The 22,622-nt window shown below is 58.3% G+C and carries 19 protein-coding genes; 14 read left to right on the forward strand and 5 right to left on the reverse strand.

Annotated features, from left to right (window positions below; all coding sequences use genetic code 11):
• Positions 1–37 precede the first annotated feature (37 nt).
• From cysM to ACESMB_RS03765, 5 genes are all read left to right on the forward strand, one after another.
• The gene (cysM, locus tag ACESMB_RS03745) at positions 38–931 is read left to right on the forward strand and encodes a cysteine synthase CysM (RefSeq protein ID WP_372925524.1); all 894 of its coding nucleotides are present in this window, start codon (positions 38–40) and stop codon (positions 929–931) included.
• Positions 932–966: 35 nt separating this feature from the next.
• Positions 967–2,304 (forward strand): 23S rRNA (uracil(1939)-C(5))-methyltransferase RlmD, encoded by a 1,338-nt coding sequence (gene rlmD, locus ACESMB_RS03750; RefSeq protein ID WP_372970930.1) that lies wholly within the window; start codon positions 967–969, stop codon positions 2,302–2,304.
• Between the two features lie 58 nt (positions 2,305–2,362).
• The gene (gene relA, locus ACESMB_RS03755) at positions 2,363–4,600 is read left to right on the forward strand and encodes a GTP diphosphokinase (RefSeq protein ID WP_372925559.1); all 2,238 of its coding nucleotides are present in this window, start codon (positions 2,363–2,365) and stop codon (positions 4,598–4,600) included.
• Positions 4,597–5,454, forward strand: a complete 858-nt coding sequence (gene mazG / locus ACESMB_RS03760; RefSeq protein ID WP_372925526.1) for a nucleoside triphosphate pyrophosphohydrolase — start codon at positions 4,597–4,599, stop codon at positions 5,452–5,454. Before relA ends, mazG begins: the two co-directional genes overlap by 4 nt.
• 128 nt (positions 5,455–5,582) lie before the next feature.
• Positions 5,583–5,927 carry a pilin assembly protein gene (locus ACESMB_RS03765; RefSeq protein WP_372925527.1) on the forward strand — a complete coding sequence of 115 codons (345 nt, stop codon included), beginning with the start codon at positions 5,583–5,585 and terminating at the stop codon, positions 5,925–5,927.
• An 81-nt stretch (positions 5,928–6,008) separates the two neighbouring features.
• On the opposite strand, the gene ACESMB_RS03770 is transcribed toward ACESMB_RS03765, so the two are convergent.
• The gene (locus tag ACESMB_RS03770) at positions 6,009–6,242 is read right to left on the reverse strand and encodes a hypothetical protein (RefSeq protein WP_348296354.1); all 234 of its coding nucleotides are present in this window, start codon (positions 6,240–6,242) and stop codon (positions 6,009–6,011) included.
• Positions 6,243–6,325: 83 nt separating this feature from the next.
• On the opposite strand from ACESMB_RS03770, the gene ppc reads away from it, so the two are divergent.
• The 7 genes from ppc (at position 6,326) to ACESMB_RS03805 (ending at position 14,017) form a co-directional block, all read left to right on the forward strand.
• On the forward strand, positions 6,326–8,971 hold the full coding sequence (gene ppc, locus ACESMB_RS03775) for a phosphoenolpyruvate carboxylase (protein ID WP_372925529.1): 2,646 nt from the start codon (positions 6,326–6,328) through the stop codon (positions 8,969–8,971).
• A 25-nt stretch (positions 8,972–8,996) separates the two neighbouring features.
• Entirely contained in the window at positions 8,997–10,367 is a 1,371-nt protein-coding gene (locus ACESMB_RS03780) for an HDOD domain-containing protein (RefSeq protein WP_372925530.1), read from the forward strand.
• A 206-nt stretch (positions 10,368–10,573) separates the two neighbouring features.
• The gene (gene adk / locus ACESMB_RS03785) at positions 10,574–11,227 is read left to right on the forward strand and encodes an adenylate kinase (protein WP_372925531.1); all 654 of its coding nucleotides are present in this window, start codon (positions 10,574–10,576) and stop codon (positions 11,225–11,227) included.
• A 4-nt stretch (positions 11,228–11,231) separates the two neighbouring features.
• Entirely contained in the window at positions 11,232–11,927 is a 696-nt protein-coding gene (gene tsaB, locus ACESMB_RS03790; RefSeq protein ID WP_372970931.1) for a tRNA (adenosine(37)-N6)-threonylcarbamoyltransferase complex dimerization subunit type 1 TsaB, read from the forward strand.
• Between the two features lie 34 nt (positions 11,928–11,961).
• Entirely contained in the window at positions 11,962–12,759 is a 798-nt protein-coding gene (locus tag ACESMB_RS03795) for an undecaprenyl-diphosphate phosphatase (RefSeq protein WP_372970932.1), read from the forward strand.
• A gap of 86 nt (positions 12,760–12,845) precedes the next feature.
• Complete coding sequence (locus tag ACESMB_RS03800; RefSeq protein ID WP_372925534.1) at positions 12,846–13,208, forward strand: UDP pyrophosphate phosphatase; 363 nt, start codon at positions 12,846–12,848, stop codon at positions 13,206–13,208.
• A complete protein-coding gene (locus ACESMB_RS03805; RefSeq protein ID WP_372970933.1) occupies positions 13,208–14,017 on the forward strand; it encodes a class I SAM-dependent methyltransferase in 810 nt (269 codons plus the stop codon). The genes ACESMB_RS03800 and ACESMB_RS03805 overlap by 1 nt, the downstream gene beginning before the upstream one ends.
• A gap of 32 nt (positions 14,018–14,049) precedes the next feature.
• Here ACESMB_RS03805 and plsB read toward each other — a convergent pair whose 3' ends face one another.
• The gene (plsB, locus tag ACESMB_RS03810) at positions 14,050–16,518 is read right to left on the reverse strand and encodes a glycerol-3-phosphate 1-O-acyltransferase PlsB (protein ID WP_372970934.1); all 2,469 of its coding nucleotides are present in this window, start codon (positions 16,516–16,518) and stop codon (positions 14,050–14,052) included.
• Positions 16,519–16,661: 143 nt separating this feature from the next.
• Here plsB and nudC point away from each other — a divergent pair, with 143 nt between their 5' ends.
• Both nudC and murI read left to right on the forward strand, forming a co-directional pair.
• Positions 16,662–17,477 (forward strand): NAD(+) diphosphatase, encoded by an 816-nt coding sequence (gene nudC / locus ACESMB_RS03815; protein ID WP_372970935.1) that lies wholly within the window; start codon positions 16,662–16,664, stop codon positions 17,475–17,477.
• Positions 17,474–18,328 (forward strand): glutamate racemase, encoded by an 855-nt coding sequence (murI, locus tag ACESMB_RS03820; RefSeq protein ID WP_372970936.1) that lies wholly within the window; start codon positions 17,474–17,476, stop codon positions 18,326–18,328. The genes nudC and murI overlap by 4 nt, the downstream gene beginning before the upstream one ends.
• Positions 18,329–18,487: 159 nt before the next feature.
• Here the strand turns inward: murI and ACESMB_RS03825 are convergent, their stop codons facing one another.
• The 3 genes from ACESMB_RS03825 to ACESMB_RS03835 all read right to left on the reverse strand — a co-directional run.
• Positions 18,488–18,700, reverse strand: coding sequence for a hypothetical protein (locus ACESMB_RS03825; protein ID WP_372970937.1), 213 nt, complete (start codon positions 18,698–18,700; stop codon positions 18,488–18,490).
• 157 nt (positions 18,701–18,857) lie between these two features.
• Positions 18,858–21,032 (reverse strand): putative bifunctional diguanylate cyclase/phosphodiesterase, encoded by a 2,175-nt coding sequence (locus ACESMB_RS03830; RefSeq protein ID WP_372970938.1) that lies wholly within the window; start codon positions 21,030–21,032, stop codon positions 18,858–18,860.
• Between the two features lie 3 nt (positions 21,033–21,035).
• Positions 21,036–22,622 (reverse strand): ATP-binding protein (locus tag ACESMB_RS03835; RefSeq protein WP_372970939.1); only part of this gene is annotated, 1,587 nt, incomplete at its 5' end.

Genomic DNA, 22,622 nt, shown 5'->3' on the forward strand with positions numbered 1-22,622 from the left:
GGCCGCGGGTTGCGGAAGATTTGAGGAAGGTAAAAGCATGCATTTTCCGACCATAGAAGATTATGTGGGGCATACGCCCCTGGTAAGGTTGCAAAGGCTTCCTGGTGAAACCAGCAACGTGATTCTGGCAAAGCTGGAAGGCAACAATCCGGCGGGCTCGGTGAAAGACCGCCCTGCTATCAGCATGATTCAGGAAGCCGAGCGGCGCGGTGACATAAAACCCGGTGACACGCTTATTGAGGCCACCAGTGGTAATACCGGCATCGCCCTGGCAATGGCGGCGGCCATAAAAGGGTATCGGATGGTTCTGATCATGCCTGAGAATGCGAGCGAAGAGCGTCGGGCCTCCATGCGTGCCTATGGTGCGGAAATTGTCAGTGTCACCAAAGAGGGTGGCATGGAAAGCGCTCGTGACGTGGCGCAACAGATGGAGTCGGCAGGCAAGGGCAAGGTGCTGGATCAGTTTGCCAATGTGGACAACCCTCTGGCACATTACCGCACGACCGGCCCGGAAATCTGGGAGCAGACCGGGGGCAGGGTGACCCACTTTGTCAGCTCCATGGGTACTACGGGTACCATAATGGGCGTCTCCAGGTACCTGAAGGAACGCAACCCCGACATCCAGATTGTGGGCCTGCAGCCAAAAGAGGGCGCATCCATTCCGGGTATCCGGCGCTGGCCGGAAGCCTACCTGCCAAAAATCTATGACGCTTCCCGGGTAGACATCGTATTGGATATCGGTCAGGACGAGGCCGAGAACACCATGCGTGCACTCGCCAGCGAGGAAGGCATTTTCTGTGGCGTTTCCTCCGGCGGTTCCATTGCGGCGGCCCTGAAACTGTCTGCCCAGGTTGAAAATGCTGTGATCGTGGCCATTATCTGTGACCGTGGTGACCGCTACCTGTCTACCGGCGTGTTTCCCGGCGCCTGAACGTATCAAGACCAGATCCCAGCAAGAGACGTCCTATGAGCAGAAGACGCAGGAAAGTCCTGCCCACCGAGCCGGTGCGTTGTGTTATTGAAACCCTCAGTCACGATGGTCGTGGCATCGCCCGCGACAATGGCAAAGCACAGTTTGTTGACGGTGCGCTGCCGGGTGAGACGGTGATGGCCAAAGTGATCAGTTCACGCAGCAAGTTTGACGAACTGAGAACCGTCGAGGTACTCGAAGCCGGCGATGCCAGGATCACACCACCCTGCGAGTTTGCTGATCTGTGCGGAGGTTGCAGCCTTCAACATATGGATAGTGATGCCCAGATCCGGTTCAAGGAAGACACTCTCAGGGAGCACTTTGCTCACTTCGGGGGCATTGAGCCGGAGTATTGGGTGCCGCCAATGCGATCGCCCGCCCTGGGTTATCGCCGCAAGGCCAGATTGGGGGTGAAGTATGTGCCGGCGCGGGAATCGGTGCTGGTCGGATTCCGTGAGAAACGCAACAGTTTCCTGACGGATATTGACCGCTGCGTCGTTCTGGATCCACGTATTGGAGACCGTATTACTCCGCTGCGCGAGATGCTCCATGGCCTTGAGGCCTATCGGCGCATTCCCCAGGTTGAGGTGGCCTGCGGGGATCACGAGGCGGCGATGGTATTCCGTAATATGGATCCCCTGAGCGACTCCGACACGGCGGCGCTGATCAGCTTTGGCCAGGCCCACGAATTGCATATCTACCTGCAGCCGAAAGGGCCGGATACGGTTCACCGGATCTGGCCTGAGTCCGGCGAAGAGCGGCTGGCCTACCAGATGGATGAATTTGACCTGACCATGAAATTTCATCCCATGGACTTTACCCAGGTCAATGCAGGGATCAATCGCACCATGGTACACAGGGCCGTGGAGTGGCTGGACATTCAGCCCGGCGAGCGGGTACTGGACCTTTTCTGCGGGCTGGGGAATTTTACCCTGCCGCTGGCACGTAGTGCCGCGCAGGTTGTCGGAGTGGAGGGGGATGAATCCATGGTTGTTCGCGGTCGCGAAAATGCGGAACTCAACGGGCTATCGAATGTCGCATTCCACGGTGCTGAACTGCAGGCGGATTTCACGGCGCAACCCTGGGCGGCGGAGGGTTTCGACAAGATTCTGATCGATCCGCCTCGCTCCGGTGCCCAGGAAGTCTGTGAGTATCTGACGGCCTTTGGCGCGAAGCGGATTGTGTATGTTTCATGCAACCCCGCCACGTTGGCCAGGGATGCCGGGGTAATGGTGCGCAATGGCTACCGGTTGGTGAGGGCGGGTGTCATGGACATGTTCCCTCACACCACGCACGTTGAGTCCATGGCACTGTTCGAGCGCGTGGATAACTGATGAATCTCGGTGCCGGCCAGGGATGGCCGGGAAAGCGAGCAGGAAGAACAAGAGCGATATGGTAAAAGTTCGCGAAGATTATGCAGTGACCGGCGACGGCCAAGTGGATATTGAACGCTGGGTCCGCCAGATCGAATCGCAGACCCATCTGGAAAATGGCGAACAGTTCCGGCGGGCCTGCGAAAAAGCGGCGGTCATTGATTTTCAGGCGGTGCGTGAGGACAGGGTGTGGGCGCCCGGCGCCAGCAGCTTCCGTACCGGAATAGAAATGGCCCAGGTGCTGGTGGAGTTGCACCTGGACCAGGCCAGTCTTGTTGCGGCGATTCTCTACCGGGCGGTAAGGGAGGAACGCATTCCCCTGGAGGAAATCCGTAAGGAATTCGGTGACGAAGTGGCGGGACTGATAGACGGCGTCCAGCAGATGGCTGCCATATCGTCCATCCACCATCCGCTCAAGGGCAACGTACTCGGCCAGACCGAGGGTCAGCTCGACAACGTCCGCAAGATGCTCGTTACCATGATTGACGACGTCCGGGTTGCGCTGATCAAACTCGCGGAACGCACCTGTGCCATCCGTGCTGTAAAGAATGCCTCGGAAGAAAAACGCATGCGTGTCGCCCGCGAGGTTTTCGACATCTATGCACCTCTGGCCCACCGCCTTGGTATCGGTCATATCAAGTGGGAACTGGAGGACCTCTCGTTCCGTTATTTGCATGGTTCTGCCTATAAAAAGATTGCCAGGCTGCTGGATGAGAAGCGACTTGACCGCGAGAGCTACATCAAGCGTGTGATCACCGCCCTCAAAACGGAACTGGTAGCCTTTGGTATAGAGGGCGAGCTGTCGGGGCGTGCCAAACATATCTACAGCATCTGGCGAAAGATGCGCCGCAAGGGTATCGATTTCTCCCAGGTCTATGATGTGCGTGCGGTGCGGATACTGGTGCCGGCTGTGCGCGACTGCTATGCCGCTCTTGGTATCGTTCATACCCTCTGGCGGCACATCCCCAACGAATTTGACGACTACATCGCCAATCCCAAGGAAAACGGTTATCAGTCCCTCCATACCGCGGTGATCGGTCCCGAAGGCAAGGTGATGGAAGTGCAGATCCGTACCCATGGCATGCATGAGGAGGCGGAGCTGGGCGTATGTGCCCACTGGCTGTACAAGGGTATGGACAAGGGCAACCGCTCGGTCGGGTATGATGCCAAGATCAACTGGCTGCGCCAGGTTCTGGAATGGCAGGAAGAGCTGGGTGACCTGTCGGGCCTGGCAGACCATCTGAAGTCGGACGTGGCATCGGACCGGGTGTATGTGTTTACCCCGGAAGGCCATGTTGTGGACCTGCCACAGGGTGCCACCCCCGTGGACTTTGCGTACCGGGTGCATACCGAAGTTGGCCACGCCTGCCGTGGCGCCAAGGTCAACAACCGTATCGTGCCCCTGACCTACCCGCTGAAAACCGGCGACCAGATCTCCATCCTCACGTCCAACAATCAGGCGCCGAGCCGGGACTGGCTGAATCCGAGCCTTGGCTACATCCAGACTTCCCGCGCCAGAGCCAAGGTGACCCACTGGTTCAAACAGCAGGACCGCGACCGCAACATCATTGATGGCCGAGCGATTCTTGAAGATGAATTCAGGCGATTGTCGCTTTACGAGGTGGATCTCAACGACCTGGCTCGTAAGGTGAACTACCAGGGTTCTGAGGACATGTTCGCCGCGGTGGGTGCCGGTGACCTCCGGCCCACCCATGTTGCCAATGTGGCCCAGCAGATGCTGGAGCCGAAAACCGAACAGCTGGATCTGAAACTCAGCACCCAGCGCCGCAAGCCTTACGATACTGAATCGGATATCCAGATTCTGGGGGTCGGCAAACTCAAGACCCAGGTCGCCAAGTGCTGCAAGCCGTTGCCCGGAGACCCGATCGGTGGCTACATTACCGTTGGCCGTGGGGTGACCGTGCATCGGCAGGATTGCCTCACATTCCTGAACCTTCAGGAGTTCGAGCCCAACCGGATCATCGAGGTGAGCTGGGGCGGCCAACCTGTCGCCGTTTATCCCGTGGACGTTGAGATTGAGGCATATGACCGTTCCGGTCTGCTGCGGGACATAACCCAGGTGCTGTCATCGTCAAAAAGCGACGTTCTGTCGCTCAACACCATGTCCAACAAGGATGAGAACACTGCCACCATGACGGTGACAGTGGAAATATCCAGCCTTGACCAGCTGGCCCGGTTGCTGGCCCAGATCCGTAACCTGCCCAACATCATCGACGTCAGGCGCAAGCGCTCATGAGTTATACCATTGACGACCTGAAAACACTGATGGCGCGGCTGCGGGACCCGGAGTACGGATGCCCCTGGGATACCCGCCAGACGTTCAGAACCATCGTGCCCCACACCCTGGAGGAAGCTTACGAGGTTGCCGACGCCATTGACCGGGAGGATTACCCGCACCTGGAGGATGAGCTTGGTGACCTGTTGTTCCAGGTGATCTTCTATAGCCAGATGGGAAAGGAGGAGAGGCATTTTGATTTCGACTCGGTGGTAGACAATCTGGTGCGCAAACTGGTCCGGCGCCACCCCCATGTGTTTCCGGATGGCACCCTGGAAAGCCGGATTGACCCGGATAATCGCCCCGGAGAGGCCGAAATCAAAGCCAGTTGGGAGCGCATCAAGGCGGAGGAACGGGCGCTGAAACCGGAGAATACGGAATACTCGGGGGCTGACAGCCGCCTGGATGGTATTGCCCGGACGCTCCCCGCAATGGTGCGTGCTGAGAAACTTCAGCGCAGGGCGGCCAACCATGGCTTTGACTGGCCGGACGTTGAACCGGTCTTCGACAAGCTCCATGAGGAGATCGATGAACTGAAAGAAGCCTGGCATGACGCGTGTTCCAGCGAAGGTCCGGTGGAGGCTGTCGAGGATGAACTGGGGGATCTGCTGTTTGTCTGCGTTAACCTGGCACGGTTCATGAAGGTTAATCCCGAGCAGGCCCTCAATAGCACCAATCACAAATTCGAGGCGCGATTCCGTGCTATCGAGGAGTACCTGCAACGCGAAGGCCGTGACCTGGACGGAGAATCGCTGGAGGCGCTGGATGCTGTCTGGAAAACCGTCAAAGGGGTTGAAAAACAGCGGAAAAAGTAACGGATAAGTACAATCCGTTACCAATATTTCCGCCCCCGGTCCGGTTGCTTCGTCTACACTTCCGTTTACGGTTGCACACCTTTTGTGCATCGCGTGGGTCACCAAGAAGATGCAGGAGTGAAGGCACCATGAAAATCAAAGATCTGGTCAACTACTGGGACAAGCATGCACGTGGTCGGCTGACCCGTGATGCGTATTTTGCCAACCTGTCTGATCAGCATCACAAGCGACTGGAAAAACTGGCAGCGCTGTATCCGATGAAGTCGTCGCAGGATCTCATGCGGGACCTGATCTCCGCAGCCCTTGATGAACTGGAAACCAGTTTTCCTTATGTCCAGGGATCCAAGGTAGTTGCATTCGATGAGGATGGCTTCGAGATCTATGAAGACCAGGGCATGACCCCGCGCTTCATCAGCCTGAGCCAGAAGCATATTCAGCGGCTCAAGGCGCGTCAGCTGGAATCGGTTGCCTGATCAGTCTTCCGGACTGATTACACAAGATCTGCAATAACCACGGGGTGGTCCCTCCGCCCCCGTAGTTCAATGCCCCTCGCGCTATTTATCCTTGCCTTCCAGCTTGTCCTTCAGCGGGCTCAGCCTGACCAGATCGTCCAGCGCGGCACCAATCATGTCATTCAGAATATCGCTCTCCGAACGGTCAGGGTACAGCTCGGCCAGCGCTGCTATGCGTGCAGCATCTTCCAGTGGCAGGCGGAGGTTGTAATCGTGGCTCCGCTCAACAGGTTCTTTTTTGCCTTCCCAGTGTTTGGGCAGATCGGTTACTTTCATGATTACTCCTTGCGGCCACAGGCTTTAGTCGTTATTAGTATCGTTAGTTTACTTCGCCTCCGTCAATTTAAAAGGACGTCAATGTGACCGAGTTACACCCTGAACTCCGAGAAAACGTTCGCATGCTGGGTGAGTTGCTGGGACAGAGTATCCGGCGCCACCCCGGCCAGGACTGTTATGAACTGATTGAAGAAGTGCGCGCGGCGGCCAAGGCTGATCGCCGCCAGGAAAGCGGCTCCGGCCAGCGCCTGATCAACCTGCTGGGCAAGCTGAGAGACGATGAATTGCTGCCGGTAACCCGGGCCTTCAACCAGTTTCTCAATCTGGCCAACCTGGCTGAACAGTACCACGGCATTCGCCGCAAGCGCGGCCACCAGTCGGATCTGATGGTGGAATCCCTCGGTGAGGTATTCACTCGTCTCAAGAGTGGCGGTGTCAGCGAGGAAGAATTGCACCGGCGGGTCGCCGACCTGCGCATCGAATACGTGCTTACGGCGCACCCCACGGAAGTGGCGCGCCGAACACTGATCATGAAATACGACGAGGTGTCAGACTGCCTGGCCAGGCTGGACCACGATGACCTTCTGCCTGCGGAGCGCGACGAGATCGTGGATCGTCTGGGGCAGCTGGTCACCGAGGCCTGGCACACTGACGAAATCCGTCACGAACGCCCCACGGCAGTTGATGAAGCCAAGTGGGGATTCGCGGTTATCGAGAACAGTCTGTGGCAGGCACTGCCCCGTTTTCTTCGCAGCCTGGATCTGTCGCTTTCAGACGCCACGGGCAAGGGCCTGCCACTGGATGCTTCACCGATCCGGATTGCCTCCTGGATGGGCGGCGACCGTGATGGCAATCCCAACGTTACCCACGAGGTGACGCGCAAGGTGTTCCTGCTGGGCCGCTGGATGGCCGCGGATCTTTATTTGCGGGACATCCAGGCGCTGAGGGCCGAGCTCTCCATGTGGCAGGCCAGTGACGAGTTGCGTGCAGTCACCGGAGATTCCCGCGAGCCCTACCGGGTTGTGCTGGCGAGTCTGCGCGAAAAACTGATCAAGACCCGGGACTGGGCAGAGGCCAGCATAGCCGGGGACCCGGTGGACACCACGGATATCCTGTTTGCCAACGAGGATTTCACCGGCCCCCTTGAGTTGTGTTATCGCTCACTGGTTGAGTGCGGCCTGGAGACCATAGCCAACGGTCCGCTGCTGGATACCATCCGTCGGGCCCATACTTTTGGTCTGCCGCTGATTCGCCTGGACATACGCCAGGAGGCGTCCCGCCATGCGGGTGCGGTGGCCGAAATGGTGGACTATCTGGGAATGGGTGACTACCTGTCCTGGTCAGAACAGGAACGGCAGGATTTTCTGGTGCGTGAGCTTAGTGGCCGGCGCCCAATGGTGCCCCGAAACTGGCAGCCTTCCGGGGAGGTTGCAGAGGTGCTGGCAACCTGTGAGGTTGTGGCGCAGCAGACGCCAGAAGCCCTGGGCTCTTACGTTATTTCCATGGCCAGCAAACCGTCAGACGTGCTGAGCGTTATTCTGTTGTTGCGGGAAGCTGGCATGAAGAATCCGATGCGGGTGGTGCCACTTTTCGAGACCCTCGACGACCTGCGGGGAGCCCCGGAAAGTATGGCTGCGCTCTATAATGTGGACTGGTATCGGGATTATTGTGAGGGGCGTCAGGAGGTCATGATCGGCTACTCTGACTCCTCCAAGGACGCCGGCCAGATGATGGCCGCGTGGGCCCAGTACCAGGCCCAGGAGAGGCTGACGGAAGTCGCCAGTGAACACGGCGTTCACCTGACGCTGTTTCACGGTCGCGGTGGCACTGTTGGCCGTGGCGGTGGCCCGGCCAATCGGGCAATCCTTTCCCAGCCTCCCGGTTCGGTCAACGGTAGCTTCCGGATCACCGAACAGGGTGAAATGATCCGTTTCAAATTTGGCCTGCCCAGGCTGGCGGAGCAGAGCCTGACGCTCTACACCACCGCCGTGGTAGAGGCCACCCTGGCGCCACCCCGCGGACCTGAGCCGGAGTGGCGGGAAGCCATGGACTGGCTCACGGAGCGGTCCCTGAAAGCTTACCGCGACGTGGTTCGTGACAACCCGGAGTTTGTTCCCTACTTCCGTCAGGTCACTCCCGAACAGGCCCTCGGCAAGCTCGCTCTCGGCAGCCGCCCGGCGCGGCGCAAACCCGGCGGTGGCGTGGAAAGCCTGCGCGCCATTCCCTGGATCTTCGCCTGGACCCAGATGCGTCTGATGCTACCCAGCTGGCTGGGCAGCGACGTGGCCCTGGCAGAAGCTTTCCGCGATGACCGCGTGCCGGTGCTGCGGGAAATGATGCAGAAATGGCCGTTTTTCAAAACCTACGTGGATATGCTGGAAATGGTACTGGCCAAGTCCGACCTGCGAATTGCCAGTTACTACGAACAGACCCTGGTGGATGACCCGGAACTGCTCAAGCTGGGCAAAAACCTGCGGGAGCGCCTGCAGGGGTGCATCCGCCATCTGCTGGAACTCAAGGAGCAGGACACATTGCTGGAGCAGGAGCCGGTGTTTGCCCATTCCATGCGTGTACGTAATCCGTATACTGATCCGCTACACTATTTGCAGGCCGAACTGTTGAAGCGCGACCGGGAAAGTGAAGGCAAGGGCGAGGTGCCAGAGATGGTGGAACGCGCCCTGAAGGTCACCATGGCGGGTATCTCGGCAGGCATGCGGAACACCGGATAATAAAACGGAACACAGGAGCAAAGCCGTGGCGTTAGCGGCAAGACTGGAAGGTTTTCTGGCTCGCAATGGAATCGCCTATCGGGAGCTGGCCATTGATCAGGTGCTTAACTTCGATGCGGCGGTTATGGCCTCCGGCCGATCTCAGGACGAGTTCATACGTGCGACACCGCTCATCGATATCAACGGCGTCATCATGGCTGTTCACGGTTTTAACACCAGCCTGGATATGGACCTGGTGCATAAACTCACTGGCAGGCGTCTGCAACCTTTGACTGCTCGCCAGTCGGCCCGCCTGTTCGCGGACTGTGATCCCGGTTTCCAGCCTCCCGTCGGGGCGGCTTACGACATACCGGTGCTGGTGGATGAGGACGTCCTGGGTTATTCCCGAACGTTGATGTGCTGTGGCACTGACAACACGCTCCTGGAGCTGGATCGTACTTCCCTGGCCAGAGCGTTGGCAGAAGCGACTCCGGGGCACCTGGTGATCCGTGGTCAGAACAACGGCCAGCGCGATGCCCTTACCCTCGAGGAAGTGGCCGACAAGCTCCAGAAGCTTTACCGCCTGCCGCCCATGCCGGCACTTGCCTTGCGGATCCTCAGGCTGACGGCCAACACCGAAGCCACCGCCAGAGAGCTTGCGGAGCTGATTGAGTTTGACCCCAGCATGACGGCACAGATCATGCGATACGCCCGTTCGGCGCTCTTCAACTATCCCGGCCAGATCAATTCCGTCCAGGAAGCGGTTACCCGTGTTCTTGGTTTTGATCGCGTCGCCCACATTGCCCTGGGTATCGCCTCGGTGCGGGCTTTTGAGGTGCCGCGTCAGGGCATGCTCGGTATGGATCAGTTCTGGCGGCATTCCCTGTATTGTGCATTCCTTTGCCAGCGCATGGCGCAAAAGTGTAATGCCGACAAGGGGCTGGCCTATCTGTGCGGGTTGCTCCACAACTTCGGCCTGTTGCTGATCGGGCATCTGTTTCCCCAGGAATTCAAGGAACTGAACACCCTGCGCGAGGCCAACCCCGAGGCCAGCATGCACTCTCTGGAACAGCAGGTATTCGGTGCCGATGACAGCCAGCAGATGCTGGCTGTCGGCCATGGTGCCATTGGCGGTATTCTGCACCGTTTGTGGGAACTGCCGGATCCGGTCGTCAAGGCTGCCGGCATGCACCAGCAGCAGGGATATCACGGCGAGCATGAAAGCTATGTGCTCATGGTTCAGCTCGCCAATGGTCTGCTCAAGGAGAAGAGGATCGGGGATGAGTTCAATCCGGACGATCTGGATGCCCTGGCATCGCCGCTCGGGCTCTCAGGCGGCGATCTTGCCGCTCTCGGTGAGGAGATCGACAAGGTCTCCGGGGATCTGGACGCACTGGCACTTTCCCTGTCATCCTGAGATGCACATGATTGCAGTCAAAAAAACCTGATGTAACCTTTGGGTGCATGCTACGGAGGTCCACTTTCTCTGCAGTGACCGAATTCGTATAATGCGCCTACTTCAGCATGGCGCCCGGCGCTGTCGCTGGTGAGAAGCTGTCGCAAAGCCGCAGGGTTTTGCCACAGCTTTTCAAATGATAATGACTACAATGGGAGCACAGCGTTATGAGAATCATCATGTTAGGCGCACCAGGCGCAGGTAAGGGGACTCAGGCCCAGTTCATAACCGAGCGTTTCGGTATCCCCCAGATCTCTACCGGCGACATGTTGCGCGCAGCGGTCAAGGCCGAGTCCGAGCTTGGCAAACAGGTCAAGGAAGTGATGGCCTCCGGTGGCCTGGTTTCCGATGACATCATCATTGCGCTGATTGAAGAGCGGGTACAGCAGCCAGACTGCAAGAATGGCTTCCTTCTAGACGGCTTCCCCCGCACCATTCCTCAGGCTGAAGCCCTGAAAGATCAGGGTATCGACATTGATTACGTGGTCGAGATTGCTGTCGATGACGAGGAAATCGTGAACCGGTTGTCTGGCCGTCGTGTCCACGAGGGCAGTGGCCGCATCTACCATGTGAAGTATGATCCGCCGAAGACCGCAGGCAAGGATGACGAAACCGGTGAGCCTCTGGTCCAGCGTGAAGATGACAAGGAAGAAACGGTTCGCAAGCGCCTGAAGATCTACCATGACCAGACCGCACCGCTGGTGGGCTACTATCAGGACCTGGCGAAAAAAGATCCGGCTTCGGCCCCGAAGTACGTGCGTGTTGAAGGCGTTGGCAGTCTCGACGATATCCGCGACCAGATCCTCACAGAACTGAAGTAATGGCGTGAAACTACTGGCACTGGACACATCCTCTGAGGGCTGCTCTGCGGCCCTGCTGATTGATGGCAGCATGACGGAACGGTTTGAGCTTGCCCCCCGGGGGCATACCCGGTTGCTCATGCCCATGGTCCGCGAGCTTCTTGCTGAACAGGGCCTGGCGCCAGCTGAGCTTGATGCGATGGCGTTTGCCTGTGGCCCCGGATCTTTTACCGGCCTGAGGATCGCTACGGGGGTTGTCCAGGGCCTGGCCTACGGCCTTGATGTGCCGGTTGTTCCGGTGTCTTCCCTCGCGGCTGTTGCGGCAGACGCTAGTGCCCGTTTCTCCCTGGCGGAAGGTGACGGTATTGCTGTGGCATTTGACGCACGTATGGGCGAGATCTACTGGGCCTGCTATGTCTGTCGGGCAGGTCAGCCGGAGTTGATCGGTGACGAGCAGGTTTGTGCACCGGAAGCGCTTTCGCTGGCTTCCGGCGTTTCCAGCTGGACTGGTGTTGGCCGGGGCTGGGTATTGCAGGATACCTTCCCGGCTGATGTGACCGGCGCCATGAATAACATCGATGACTCACTGGTGCCCAGGGCTTCGAGGGTGGCCGAGATTGCCGCCCAGGCCTTCCGTGAAGGCCGTGGTGTTGCTGCTGCACAGGCCCAGCCCGTCTATATTCGCGATGAGGTGGCCTGGAAGAAACTCCCCGGCCGCTGATAACCACCCCTGTTACCCACCGGAAAGACTGCCCATGGAACTGTGGCATATTATTGTATTGGCTGTGATTCAGGGGCTGACGGAGTTTCTTCCGATCAGCAGCTCGGCCCACCTGATTCTGCCGTCACAGATTCTGGGCTGGCCTGACCAGGGTCTTGCCTTTGACGTTGCAGTACATGTAGGCACGCTGGCTGCGGTGGTTTGGTATTTTCGCAAGGAAGTGTTCAGGCTGACGATTGCCTGGGCTGGGGATACGGCCCGGGGTCGGGTCGGGCAGGACAGCGGTCTTGCCTGGGCGATCATCGCGGGTACCATACCGGCCGGACTTGCCGGGCTTCTCCTCAATGATTTTATCGAGTCCTCCCTGCGCTCGGGTCTGGTCATTGCCGCCTCTACCATCGGTTTTGGCCTGGTGCTCTGGTGGTCGGATGCCGCCGGGCGTCGCGTCCGGGAATTGCCGTCACTGACCATGAAGGATGCCGTGATTATCGGATTGGTCCAGGCACTGGCGCTGATTCCGGGTACCTCCCGCTCCGGCATTACCATAACGGCTGCACTTTTCCTGGGTTTCGGCCGGGAAGCCGCTGCACGGTTTTCTTTTCTGCTCTCCATTCCGCTGATCCTTGCCGCCGGTCTATTGAAGACGCTTGAACTGGTCGAGCAGGGTGGCGCCACCGACTGGGCCGCAATTGCGCTGGGTTCTGCGCTGTCGTTTGTCAGCGCCGTTATCTGTATCCATCTGTTCCTGACGTTTCTTGAGCGGCTGGGTCTCATGCCGTTTGTCATCTATCGGATGGTGCTCGGCCTGTTGCTGTTGGTCATGCTCTGGTAGCACAAAATATGACCAACCAGCTTTCAAAACGCGGGTAAATCTTTCATAATCCTTTTTCAGTTGTAACCAAAACCGGTGTGCCTGAAATGATTGGTGGTGTAAATCCGAACAGCGGTCTTCCTTTCCAGTCCGGCAACAACAGCCCGGTCAGGGAGCGCAGTGATGTAGCCCGTGCGCCTGCGACAACTCCGGACAACAACAGTGACGCCGTCCGGCGGGATCTGTCCGACACCCGCTCCCCCAATGCCGAAGAGCGGCCGATACCGTCGGCGGAATCCCTTGAGCGGCGGATTGAAGCACGCCAGGCTGCGGAAGATGTCCGGCTGGAGCGTTTCCGCGCCGACGAAGTGCCTCTGAATACCTCAAGAGCCCTGTCCACATTTGCCGATGTAGCAGCCCGGGGCGATGCCTCCGACAATGGCCTGTCCGGTATCGATATCCTGGTTTGATGTCTCCCCCTGCCAGTACCACTGAACTTGCCGTTGCCTGCAGCCCCCTGGGTGATGGCTTTGCCGCACGATCGCTGGCCGAGCAACTGTCACTGCCCTTGCTGGGCACTGTGCGACCCCGTGATGTGAGGGACTATCCGGTGCTGCTTTTTTCCGACGACAATGGCCTTGGTCTGCAGGTGACGGGTAAAGGTGCCCCCGGTCCGGTCAGGGCAGAGTTCGTGACCGGCAAGGCGGGATACCGTCGTGAGCACGGAGGTGGAACGGGTCAGTTGATTGCAAAGGCAGTTGGCCTGCAGAAAACCCGGCAGCCGCTGCATGTCGTGGATGCCACGGCAGGGCTGGGGCAGGATGCGTTTGTTCTGGCCTCACTGGGTTGCCAGGTGACACTTTTCGAACGCTCGCCGGTGATACATGCGCTTCTCAGCGATGGCCTTGCCAGGGCTGCCCTGAACGAGCAGAGCGCGCCCCTGGTTGCACGCATGACGTTGCAGCCGGGTAACAGCACAGACTGGCTGGATCGTGCGGAAGCAGGTGCCGCGGACGTTGTCTATCTGGACCCGATGTTTCCTCACCGGGACAAGTCGGCGCTGGTCAAAAAGGAAATGCAGGTGTTCCGGACGGTGGTGGGGGATGATGACGATTCCCCAGAGTTGCTGGCGGCTGCTTTGGCGGTGGCCACCTATCGGGTGGTGGTCAAGCGCCCCCGCAAGGCGGAGCCGGTCAGCGGCCCGGAACCTACCACCCGTATCGAGGGAAAGAGCAGCCGCTACGATGTCTATGCCATCAGGGCGTTGCCCGGGAGTTAACAGCCAATAGTGTCGACAGGGTCGCAGGGCAATCAGGCTCCCAGCATCGTCACCTGCTGAATGGCCTGGCGTTTTTCCACGCTCAGCACAAGTCTCGCATCTTCTGCCACTTCATCCAGGCCTTCGCTATAGCACAGCAGCCCGTTCTCGTTGGTGCTTATGACTCCGTTTTCCTGCATGCTGGCGATAAAGTTGCGGAAAAGTGTCTTGTCGAAAAATTCCGGCGCGTTGAGGCCAAACAGGATGGACATCCTTTCGGCCAGCAGTGTGCTCTGCTCCTCCAGTTCGCTGGCGGTAATCTTGCCGGGCCCGTACTTGCGCAGGATGCCAATGACAATGTGGTAGCGCTCCAGAGTCTGGATAATGAAGCGCGACAGCATCCGCAAACGTAGCATGGCGTCGGTGCCTTCTTCGGGACGGCTGATCCTGTCATCCTCTTCCTCGAAAAGCAGACCTCTTGAAACCAGCACATCGATCCATTGATTAATGACACTGGCAATGTCACCGGGATGGTACTTGAGGAACAACTCCGACTTCAGGTACGGGTAGGCTACGCCGGCGAGGAACTCGATCTTGTCCCGTCGCAGGGACTGCTTGTTTTCGAACAGGCTTGCGATCAGCGAAGGCAGCGCAAACAGGTGCTGGATGTTGTTCCGGTAGTAAGTCATCAGAATGGCATTGCTGCCTTCCAGGGCAATGATATCGCCGAGCTTCTGGGGCTGGCGGGTGACCAGGCCCATTTTCTCACAGTAGGCTACCCAGTCCCTGCCGTTACCTTCTGGCAGGGTGACGGTGTCAGCATAGGGGAATGCCTGCAGCAGGTCTGCGTACTGATCCATCAGGCGTATCAGCTGTCCTTCATCCATCGCCAGGCGTTCCGTGCCCAGTAGCGCCATGGCGGTGATACCAATGGGATTTACCGCAACGGACGCGTTGATGTGGGAAGCAACCCGGGTTGCCAGTGCCGACACGGCCTGGTTCAGCCACTTTGGCCGGTACTCGGAATTGTAGGCTTCTTCACGCCAACTGGGTTCCACCTCGTCCAGTACGTCTGCCAACGGGATGGCGTCACCGAAGTTGACTGCGACCCTGCCGAAGGAGTTGCTAAGTTTACGGACGGTCTTGGCCAGCGCAAACACGCTTTCCTTCTGTTTTTTCTTGCCCCGCAGTTCGCCCAGGTAAGAGCGGCCTTCCATCACTTTTTCGTAACCGATGTACACCGGCACAAACACGATGGGCTTGCGGTGGTCCCGCAGGAAGCTGCGTACGGTCATGGAAAGCATTCCCGGTCTGGGTTGCAGCATACGACCGGTGCGGCTGCGCCCGCCTTCGACAAAGTATTCAACCGAATAGCCGCGCGAGAACATCACATGCATGTACTCATTGAAAACAGTGGCGTAAAGCGGATTGTCGCGGAAGCTCCGGCGCATGAAAAAAGCACCCCCGCGGCGCAGGATAGGGCCGATCAGGGGCATGTTCAGGTTGATGCCGGCGGCAATGTGCGGAGGCATCAGACCGTTTTTGTAAAGCACATAGGACAACAACAGGTAATCAATATGGGAACGGTGGCACGGGACATAGACCACGGCATTGTCCTGGGCCACCTCTTTGGCAACCTGGATATTGTTGACGGAGATCCCGTTGTAGATGCGGTTCCAGAGCCAGGCCAGCAATACTTCCATCACGCGGATGGTAACGACGGACATGCTGGCGGCGATTTCATCCGCATACTTGTAGGCCTTGGCGCGAACCTTGTGCGGAGGAATGTCGTCCTTGCGGGCGGTTTCCCGGATGGCTTCTTTGACGGCCTGGGTGCGTATCAGGCCGCTGACCAGTGTACGGCGATGGGACAGGTCCGGGCCCAGGACGGCCTGGCGCACTCGGCGGAAATGGGTGCGAAGGATGCGGGCCAGCTTGCGGTTGGCGCGTTCTTCACTGTGCCGGTATTCGTCAATGACCTGTTTCAGTGACAGCGGCTGGTTGAACTGCACGTAGGTGTTGCGCCCGTGAACCAGAATGATCAGAAACTTCTGCAACCGGCCGGCGACGGCCCAGGTGTCCGATAGTACCAGCTTGACCAGGGATTTTTCCTTATCGGGGGATCGCCCCCAGAACAATGAGACTGGAACAATCTGCACATCCTGCTCCGGATGCTCCAGGCCGTGTCGCACCAGCGCACGGAATTCGCTGGTGGGGACGGGGGTCTGGCGCCGCCTGAACAGTCCCCCGATCCTGCGGTACAGAAAGAAAAACGAATGGTTTGGCCCGTTCTTCACCGGCAGGGATGTCTCGGCTCCGGGCAGACGGGCGCTCAGCACTTCCTGTTCCAGCACCAGGCGGCTGGAGAGAGAGCTGTATTGCAGTACATAGCAGACCGGCTTTTCCGGGTCCAGTCCCAGGGCTTCGGAGCTGTTACCGCTTACATCCGTCCTGACCCACAAAAACAGGATCTTGCGGAAAAGGGCCAGGATCAGGCTGCGAAGGCCCAGGAAAAAACGCATAAGTGGTCGCTCCGGTTCACACAGACAGGCGCTAAGTTTACTTGGTTGCGCACGGGGCTGAAAGACATGACGTCGTTCAGTTGCCTTGTGCCCCTGTGGTACATTTCCAGTTCTTACCCAATGTTAGCTGCAGGATCCGGATTATGGCGATATGGACACCCGGTTGGTCAACAAAAGCCCCTGGCTACAACGATCTTGTGTTGGCCATTGCCGGTGACACGGTCCTGAAACCGGAGGACGGGTGGCTGAATCAGTGGCATGCCGTATCGCCGTTTGCCGAGAGCGGCACCGGCCCGGTCTACGTCGGCCAGTGGGATGACCAGGCGGTTTACGTTGCTGAATCCTATGCCCTGCCCGGAAAGTACGAACCGGTTCCCCTGAGAGAGGCCCTGTTGATGATGGAGGACTCACCGGCAGACATGCTGGGTACTGCTTTTCAGGTTCATCACTGGTGGCGGGATCACCGCTTTTGTGGCCGCTGCGGTGGAACGACCGGGCTCCATCCCCTTGAGCGCGCGAAATGGTGTGACGCGTGCGGCATTCCCTGGTATCCGCGACTGGCGCCCTGCGTGATCGTGGTTATCCGCCGGGGTGACCATATGCTCCTGGCACGTTCCTCGCGGGTGAAGCGCCATTTTTTCAGCCTGATTGCAGGGTTCGTGGAGCCGGGTGAGAGTATTGAAGAAGCGGTGGCACGGGAGGTGAAAGAGGAAACCGGTCTGGATGTCAGCGGGGTCCGATACCAGGCGTCCCAGCCCTGGCCATTTCCCCATCAGCTGATGCTGGGTTTTTTTGCGGACTTTGCCGGCGGTGATCTGGTTCTGCAGGAAGACGAAATCGCCGAGGCAGACTGGTACCGGCCGGGCGAGTTGCCCCCGGTGCCGCCGCCCACCACCATTGCCGGCCGGCTGATTCAAGCCATGGAGCGGGAGATCCGGGCAGGGGAGGCACCGCCGTGACATCCCCACGGGTGCTGGTATTCGATTCCGGTGTTGGCGGCCTGAGTATCGCTGGCTGTATTCACCGGCAGTTGCCGGCCGTCAGGTTGCTGTACCTGGCGGATAATGCGGGCTTCCCGTACGGTAACCAGCCGGAATCGGTGGTTATTGAGCGCAGCCAGTCTCTGATCACGGCAGCGATAGAGGAGTATCCCTGTGATGTGATTGTTGTCGCCTGCAATACCGCGAGCACGGTGGTGCTTCCACATCTTCGCGCCATAATGTCAATCCCGGTTATAGGTGTTGTTCCTGCCATAAAGCCGGCAGTGGCCCTGTCTGTTAACCGCCGGATTGGGGTCCTGGCAACGCCAGCGACGGTGCGGCGGCCCTACCTGGGTGATCTTATCAATGAATTTGCCGATGGTTGCCAGGTTGAACGCCTGGGGCACCCGGACCTGGTGCACTGGATCGAGCGTCTCGTTACTGGTGTCCCGGTTCAGGAGACGCTGTTATCCCGGGCGTTGCAGCCTTTCCGTGATGCCGGGGTGGATACGGTGGTACTGGGCTGTACCCATTATCCCCTGATCAGTGAGCTGCTGAGGGCGCAGTTACCCGATGTGAAATACTGGGTGGATTCCGGCGATGCCATTGCCCGTCGGACAGCCTGGTTGCTGGAACAGAAGGGGTATCCGGCCGATAGACTGGCGAGCTCTCCGACCGGCAAGCCTTTCGAAGCAGCCCTGTTTACCGGCGATGCCCCCGGCGGGCTCGAAGTGTTTCTGGAGCAGTTGGACCTGGCCAGCAGCGATATTCGGGGACAGTGGCCGGCATCGGCGGAGACGGAGGCTGCTACAGCAGCCGGGTCAGCTTGAATATTGCCAGGAATTACCAGTGCCGGTAATGAACGGCGGTGGAGATAATCCACAACGGGTTTTGACACCTGTATATAGCAGGCGTTGGGGAAGCGCTGGTGAAACCTTCATGTTGTTGCTTCCCGTTTGTTGTTTTTGATTCGGCGCGAGGACCGCTGGTTACGTCTGTTTCTGTCCCTGGATCGACCAGTAACAGTTCATGTTCAGTAGTTTGAAGTGCTTTTTTTCGGTGACCTGCAGGCCAAGACGCGGCATGTGCTCGGGGTAGTTGTAGATCTTGTGGAAAGCTTTGTTGGCGAACTTTCGCAGCATGGTCTCGGACAGGTCCACCACGGTGACATCTGCCTGTCCCTTTCCATTGGATAAAAACACCTGATGGAACTGAGCTTAGAGAAGCCAATTGGGGAATTATGTGCAGTAATGCGCATTTCCGGATACATAAAGTAACGAACAGCAACACTTCGCAAGCCAGATCAACATTACAGATCTGATTGTCAGACAATGGAATATCGGATTTCGGTGAGGAGGGTCAGAATGCGACGGCGCGGGCAGGCACGTGGCCGAGGGTTTTCTCGATGACATCAGCCGGCCGCGCCGGGCCGTAAAAGAAGCCCTGAACCTGGTGGCAGCCAAGGCTTTTGAGGTAGGCGAGCTGTTCGTCGGTTTCCACGCCTTCAGCTACGATTTCCAGTTTCAGTCCATGGGCCATGGCAACGATGGCGTTGACGATGCAGGCACCGTCTTCACCACTGCGAATCGCCTTGACGAAGGACTGGTCCACTTTCAGGGTGTGAATGGGCAGGCGATGGATGTAGTTGAGGGAAGAATAGCCGGTGCCGAAATCGTCAATGGCGATCCTGACCCCTAACGCTGCAAGTTCCCGAAGTTTCTGACTGATCTGCTCAAGATCGTTCATGATGACGTTTTCAGTGATCTCGATTTCCAGGTTCTCCGGCGGGAACCCGTGGGCGTGGATCTGCTCCATCAGGGTCTCTACAAAACGTGGATGCTCCACTTGAACCGGTGAAAGGTTGACGGCCAGTCGCAGGTCCCCGTGCCCGTTACGGATCCATTGCCCGACATCCCGGCAGGCCTGGTCCAGTACACATTCACTGAGCCTGGCAATCAGTTTGGTTTCTTCCGCCAGGGGCAGGAAGTCACGGGGGTAGAGTAATCCGCGGTCAGGGTGTTGCCAGCGCACAAGGGCTTCGAGACCCACAACCCGGTTGCTGGTGGAGCACACCTGGGGCTGGTAGAACACCCGGAGCTCGTCTCTCTCCAGCGCCAGTCGCAGGTCCCGCTCCAGGTTCAGGCGGTTGGCAGTGTCGATGCTCATGCTCTTGGAGAAAAAGCGATACCCGTCTTTTCCGCGGGCCTTGACGTGGTACATGGCGATATCGGCATTCTGGATCAGGTGATCCATCGACTCTCCGGCTTCGGGGTAGATGGCGATGCCGATACTTACGCCCACGAACACTTCGTGATCGCCCAGCTGGAACGGCGCCCTCAGGGCCTTGATCAGCTTCTTGGATATCTGCCTTGCGTCTTCATGACTGTGGATTGAAGGTAACAACAGGGTAAACTCGTCACCGCCAAAGCGGGACAGGGTGTCACCCTTCCGCAGACAGCGTTCCAGCCTTTGCGTTACCGCCTGCAGCAGGCGATCGCCCATGGCGTGGCCAAGGGTGTCGTTGATGACCTTGAATCGATCCAGATCCAGGAACATAACCGCCAGTTTCTGCTCACTGCGGCGGGCATGGGTGATTGCCAGATCGAGCCGGTCCTTGAACAGAGCGCGGTTTGGCAGCCGGGTGAGCAGGTCATGGTAGGCCTGGAAGTTGATAAAGGCCTCTGCTTCCTTGCGCTCGGTTACATCCCGCGCAGTACCGTAATACCGTGCTTCGAGACCACCGTGCTTGCCATCTTCATGATTTGAGTGTGGCCAGGTTTCCGGGTCGATGGGAAATGCCGTGATCTCAAAATGCCGGTTGGCCTTGCGGCTGCCCCGGGTTTTCAGCCGGACTTCCAGGGTGCGGGGGTTGTCGGCAGAAATGTTGGGTCCCTTGAGGGCATAGGTGCCCCGGGCAATGTCACGGTCGTCCAGGATATGCCGAAAGTGCCGGCCGAACAGTTCAGCGGGCTGATAGCCAAGCAGGCTCTCGATCTTGCTGTTCACAAAACAGAAATGGCCGGCGCCATCGAGCATGAAAACGATATCCGGAGAACTGTTGACGATGTAACGGTGAAGTTCTTCCGACTTCTCCAGGCGCATGCGTACGTGTTCGTGGGCGCGCATCAGGGAACGCTTGCCGAGCACGCCATTGACTGTGGCCAGCAGTTCTTCCGGATCAAAAGGCTTGCGGATATAGTCCAGTGCACCTCTGCGAAGGGCTCGGCTGACCGAGCTGAATGAGCTCTCACCGCTGACAACGATCACGCCACAGTCTGGCTGCTCTGATGACAGTCGTTCCATGACATCGAACCCGTCCACATCCGGCATGCGCAGATCCAGCATCGCCAGATCAAAGGACTCGGTCTCGAGAATTCGGTAGGCCATTCGGCCACCCTCTGCCCCGGTGACTTCATACCCCTTGCCTTTGAGTAGCGATGACAGCCCCGACAGTATTCGCGGATCATCATCGACGACAAGAATGCGTGCTTTTGCGCCGTTGCCGGAAGTCCACTCGGTGCTCGAAGGTTTCATTGTTTACGCCCGTCGCTTTTCGTCATTCGTCATCGTTTTTTTATTTGCCGCCGAGGGGAGCAGTATTCGGAATGCTGTCCCGCCCCTCCCTGTGCGGCAATTAATGATGCCCTCCATGTCATCAATAAGTTGTTTTACCACGCTCAGTCCCAGGCCGCTGTGGCCCTTGCCCTTGGTAGACTGAACCGGTGAAAACAGGTTCTTGCGGATGTCGGCAGGAATTCCGTTGCCTGTATCCGCTATCTCCAGCTCAACCCAGGTTTTCCCACTTTGCCAGACAGGAGCCAGAGTATGGATAGATACGTCACCACCCTCGGGAAGGCTCTCTGCTGCATTGCGTACCAGGTTGATGACCACTTGCCGGATGACTGCGCCAGGTACTGCCACATCAGACGACTCGTCGCAGAGCTCCAGCGTCAGTGTTTTTTCATCGCCGCTGAAAAGACTGTCTTCCAGAAGGTCCCGCAGTATTCGCAGTTCGTCATTCAGATTGCAGGCCCCGGATGACTCCCTTGAATTGTAGTCCGGGGTCCGGCTGATCTGCAGCAGGAGATCGCCCGCGCGATCCAGTTCATCCCGTATGACATCCAGCTCTTCCTGGACTTCATCATCGTCCAGCCGGTTTCGCAGCTGATAGATATACTGGCGGATGATAGTCAGTGGATTGCTGACTTCGTGGACCTGGCGCCGTATTGCGTCCTTCGCCAGTTCGGCTTCGATGCTTTCCTGACCATCGCCGGCATCAGACTGCATGGTAGCAACAGCCTGCGACAGTTTCTCGCTGAACAGCCTGCCCAATTCTTCGGTGTGGACAGAATTGTCGTTGTCGGTTCCTACCGCGAATACCCCGGCGCATTGTTCGCCGGCACGAACGGGAATCGCAACCAGCGAAGGGGTTTTCAGAAGAGACAGCAACTGCCGGTCCAGAACCGTTGGCGAGCGTTCGTCGAGGCAAAGGGCAACTCCACTGCCGAAGGCCTCTGTTAACACACTGGCGGCGGGTCCGCTGGCAACTGTGAGGTCGGGAACGTCGCCATTGCTGGCGGACAGGAGGGTCAGGCCATCCCCGGCGTGACTGAAATACAGTGCTGGCAGGCCGGTGACCAGAGTCAGGCTATTGACCGTTGCCGCCAGGTATTCCTGGGCGGTGCCGCGAAGGGGGGACATGTTCAGCGCCTGGTCGGCTATGGCCTGTTTCAGTATGGTCTGCTTGAGCTTGTCGTTGGAGTGGCTGGCGTCGTATTCGTCGGATAACGGTATACCGAGGGATTCAGCCACTCCGCTGACTTCCTGGTCAATGCGCCGTTTGATTTCACGCGTCAGTTCTTCGTTCAGGCCGAAAATGGTGCCGGCAGCGGCAATACCTGCGGCGTCAGACAGCGCCAGCCTGGTGGCAAGGCTTATCAGTTTGACCAGATGGCCCGCATCGCGGATTTCCGTTGGCATGGCCTGCTGGTAACGCATGGCATCAGCTGCCATGGGGCCGAGCCCCCAGGAACTGACCAGCTCTGCAGCGATGTCGGCCTGGTGGTCAAAATAATATTGTTGGGTATCACCCGGTGGGGTCTTGAGGGCAATCAGTTCACCGAC

Origin of the sequence: Marinobacter sp. (assembly GCF_041686475.1) — a bacterium.
Taxonomy (GTDB): domain Bacteria; phylum Pseudomonadota; class Gammaproteobacteria; order Pseudomonadales; family Oleiphilaceae; genus Marinobacter.

Excerpts from the sequence above, each read along its gene's own strand:
- plsB (WP_372970934.1), bottom strand. The coding sequence starts at position 16,518 with ATGCGTTTTTTCCTGGGCCTTCGCAGCCTGATCCTGGCCCTTTTCCGC.
- mazG (WP_372925526.1), top strand. The coding sequence starts at position 4,597 with ATGAGTTATACCATTGACGACCTGAAAACACTGATGGCGCGGCTGCGG.
- ACESMB_RS03795 (WP_372970932.1), top strand. The coding sequence starts at position 11,962 with ATGGAACTGTGGCATATTATTGTATTGGCTGTGATTCAGGGGCTGACG.
- ACESMB_RS03830 (WP_372970938.1), bottom strand. The coding sequence starts at position 21,032 with ATGAAACCTTCGAGCACCGAGTGGACTTCCGGCAACGGCGCAAAAGCA.
- nudC (WP_372970935.1), top strand. The coding sequence starts at position 16,662 with ATGGCGATATGGACACCCGGTTGGTCAACAAAAGCCCCTGGCTACAAC.
- relA (WP_372925559.1), top strand. The coding sequence starts at position 2,363 with ATGGTAAAAGTTCGCGAAGATTATGCAGTGACCGGCGACGGCCAAGTG.
- rlmD (WP_372970930.1), top strand. The coding sequence starts at position 967 with ATGAGCAGAAGACGCAGGAAAGTCCTGCCCACCGAGCCGGTGCGTTGT.
- ACESMB_RS03800 (WP_372925534.1), top strand. The coding sequence starts at position 12,846 with ATGATTGGTGGTGTAAATCCGAACAGCGGTCTTCCTTTCCAGTCCGGC.
- ACESMB_RS03805 (WP_372970933.1), top strand. The coding sequence starts at position 13,208 with ATGTCTCCCCCTGCCAGTACCACTGAACTTGCCGTTGCCTGCAGCCCC.
- cysM (WP_372925524.1), top strand. The coding sequence starts at position 38 with ATGCATTTTCCGACCATAGAAGATTATGTGGGGCATACGCCCCTGGTA.
- ACESMB_RS03770 (WP_348296354.1), bottom strand. The coding sequence starts at position 6,242 with ATGAAAGTAACCGATCTGCCCAAACACTGGGAAGGCAAAAAAGAACCT.
- adk (WP_372925531.1), top strand. The coding sequence starts at position 10,574 with ATGAGAATCATCATGTTAGGCGCACCAGGCGCAGGTAAGGGGACTCAG.
- ACESMB_RS03765 (WP_372925527.1), top strand. The coding sequence starts at position 5,583 with ATGAAAATCAAAGATCTGGTCAACTACTGGGACAAGCATGCACGTGGT.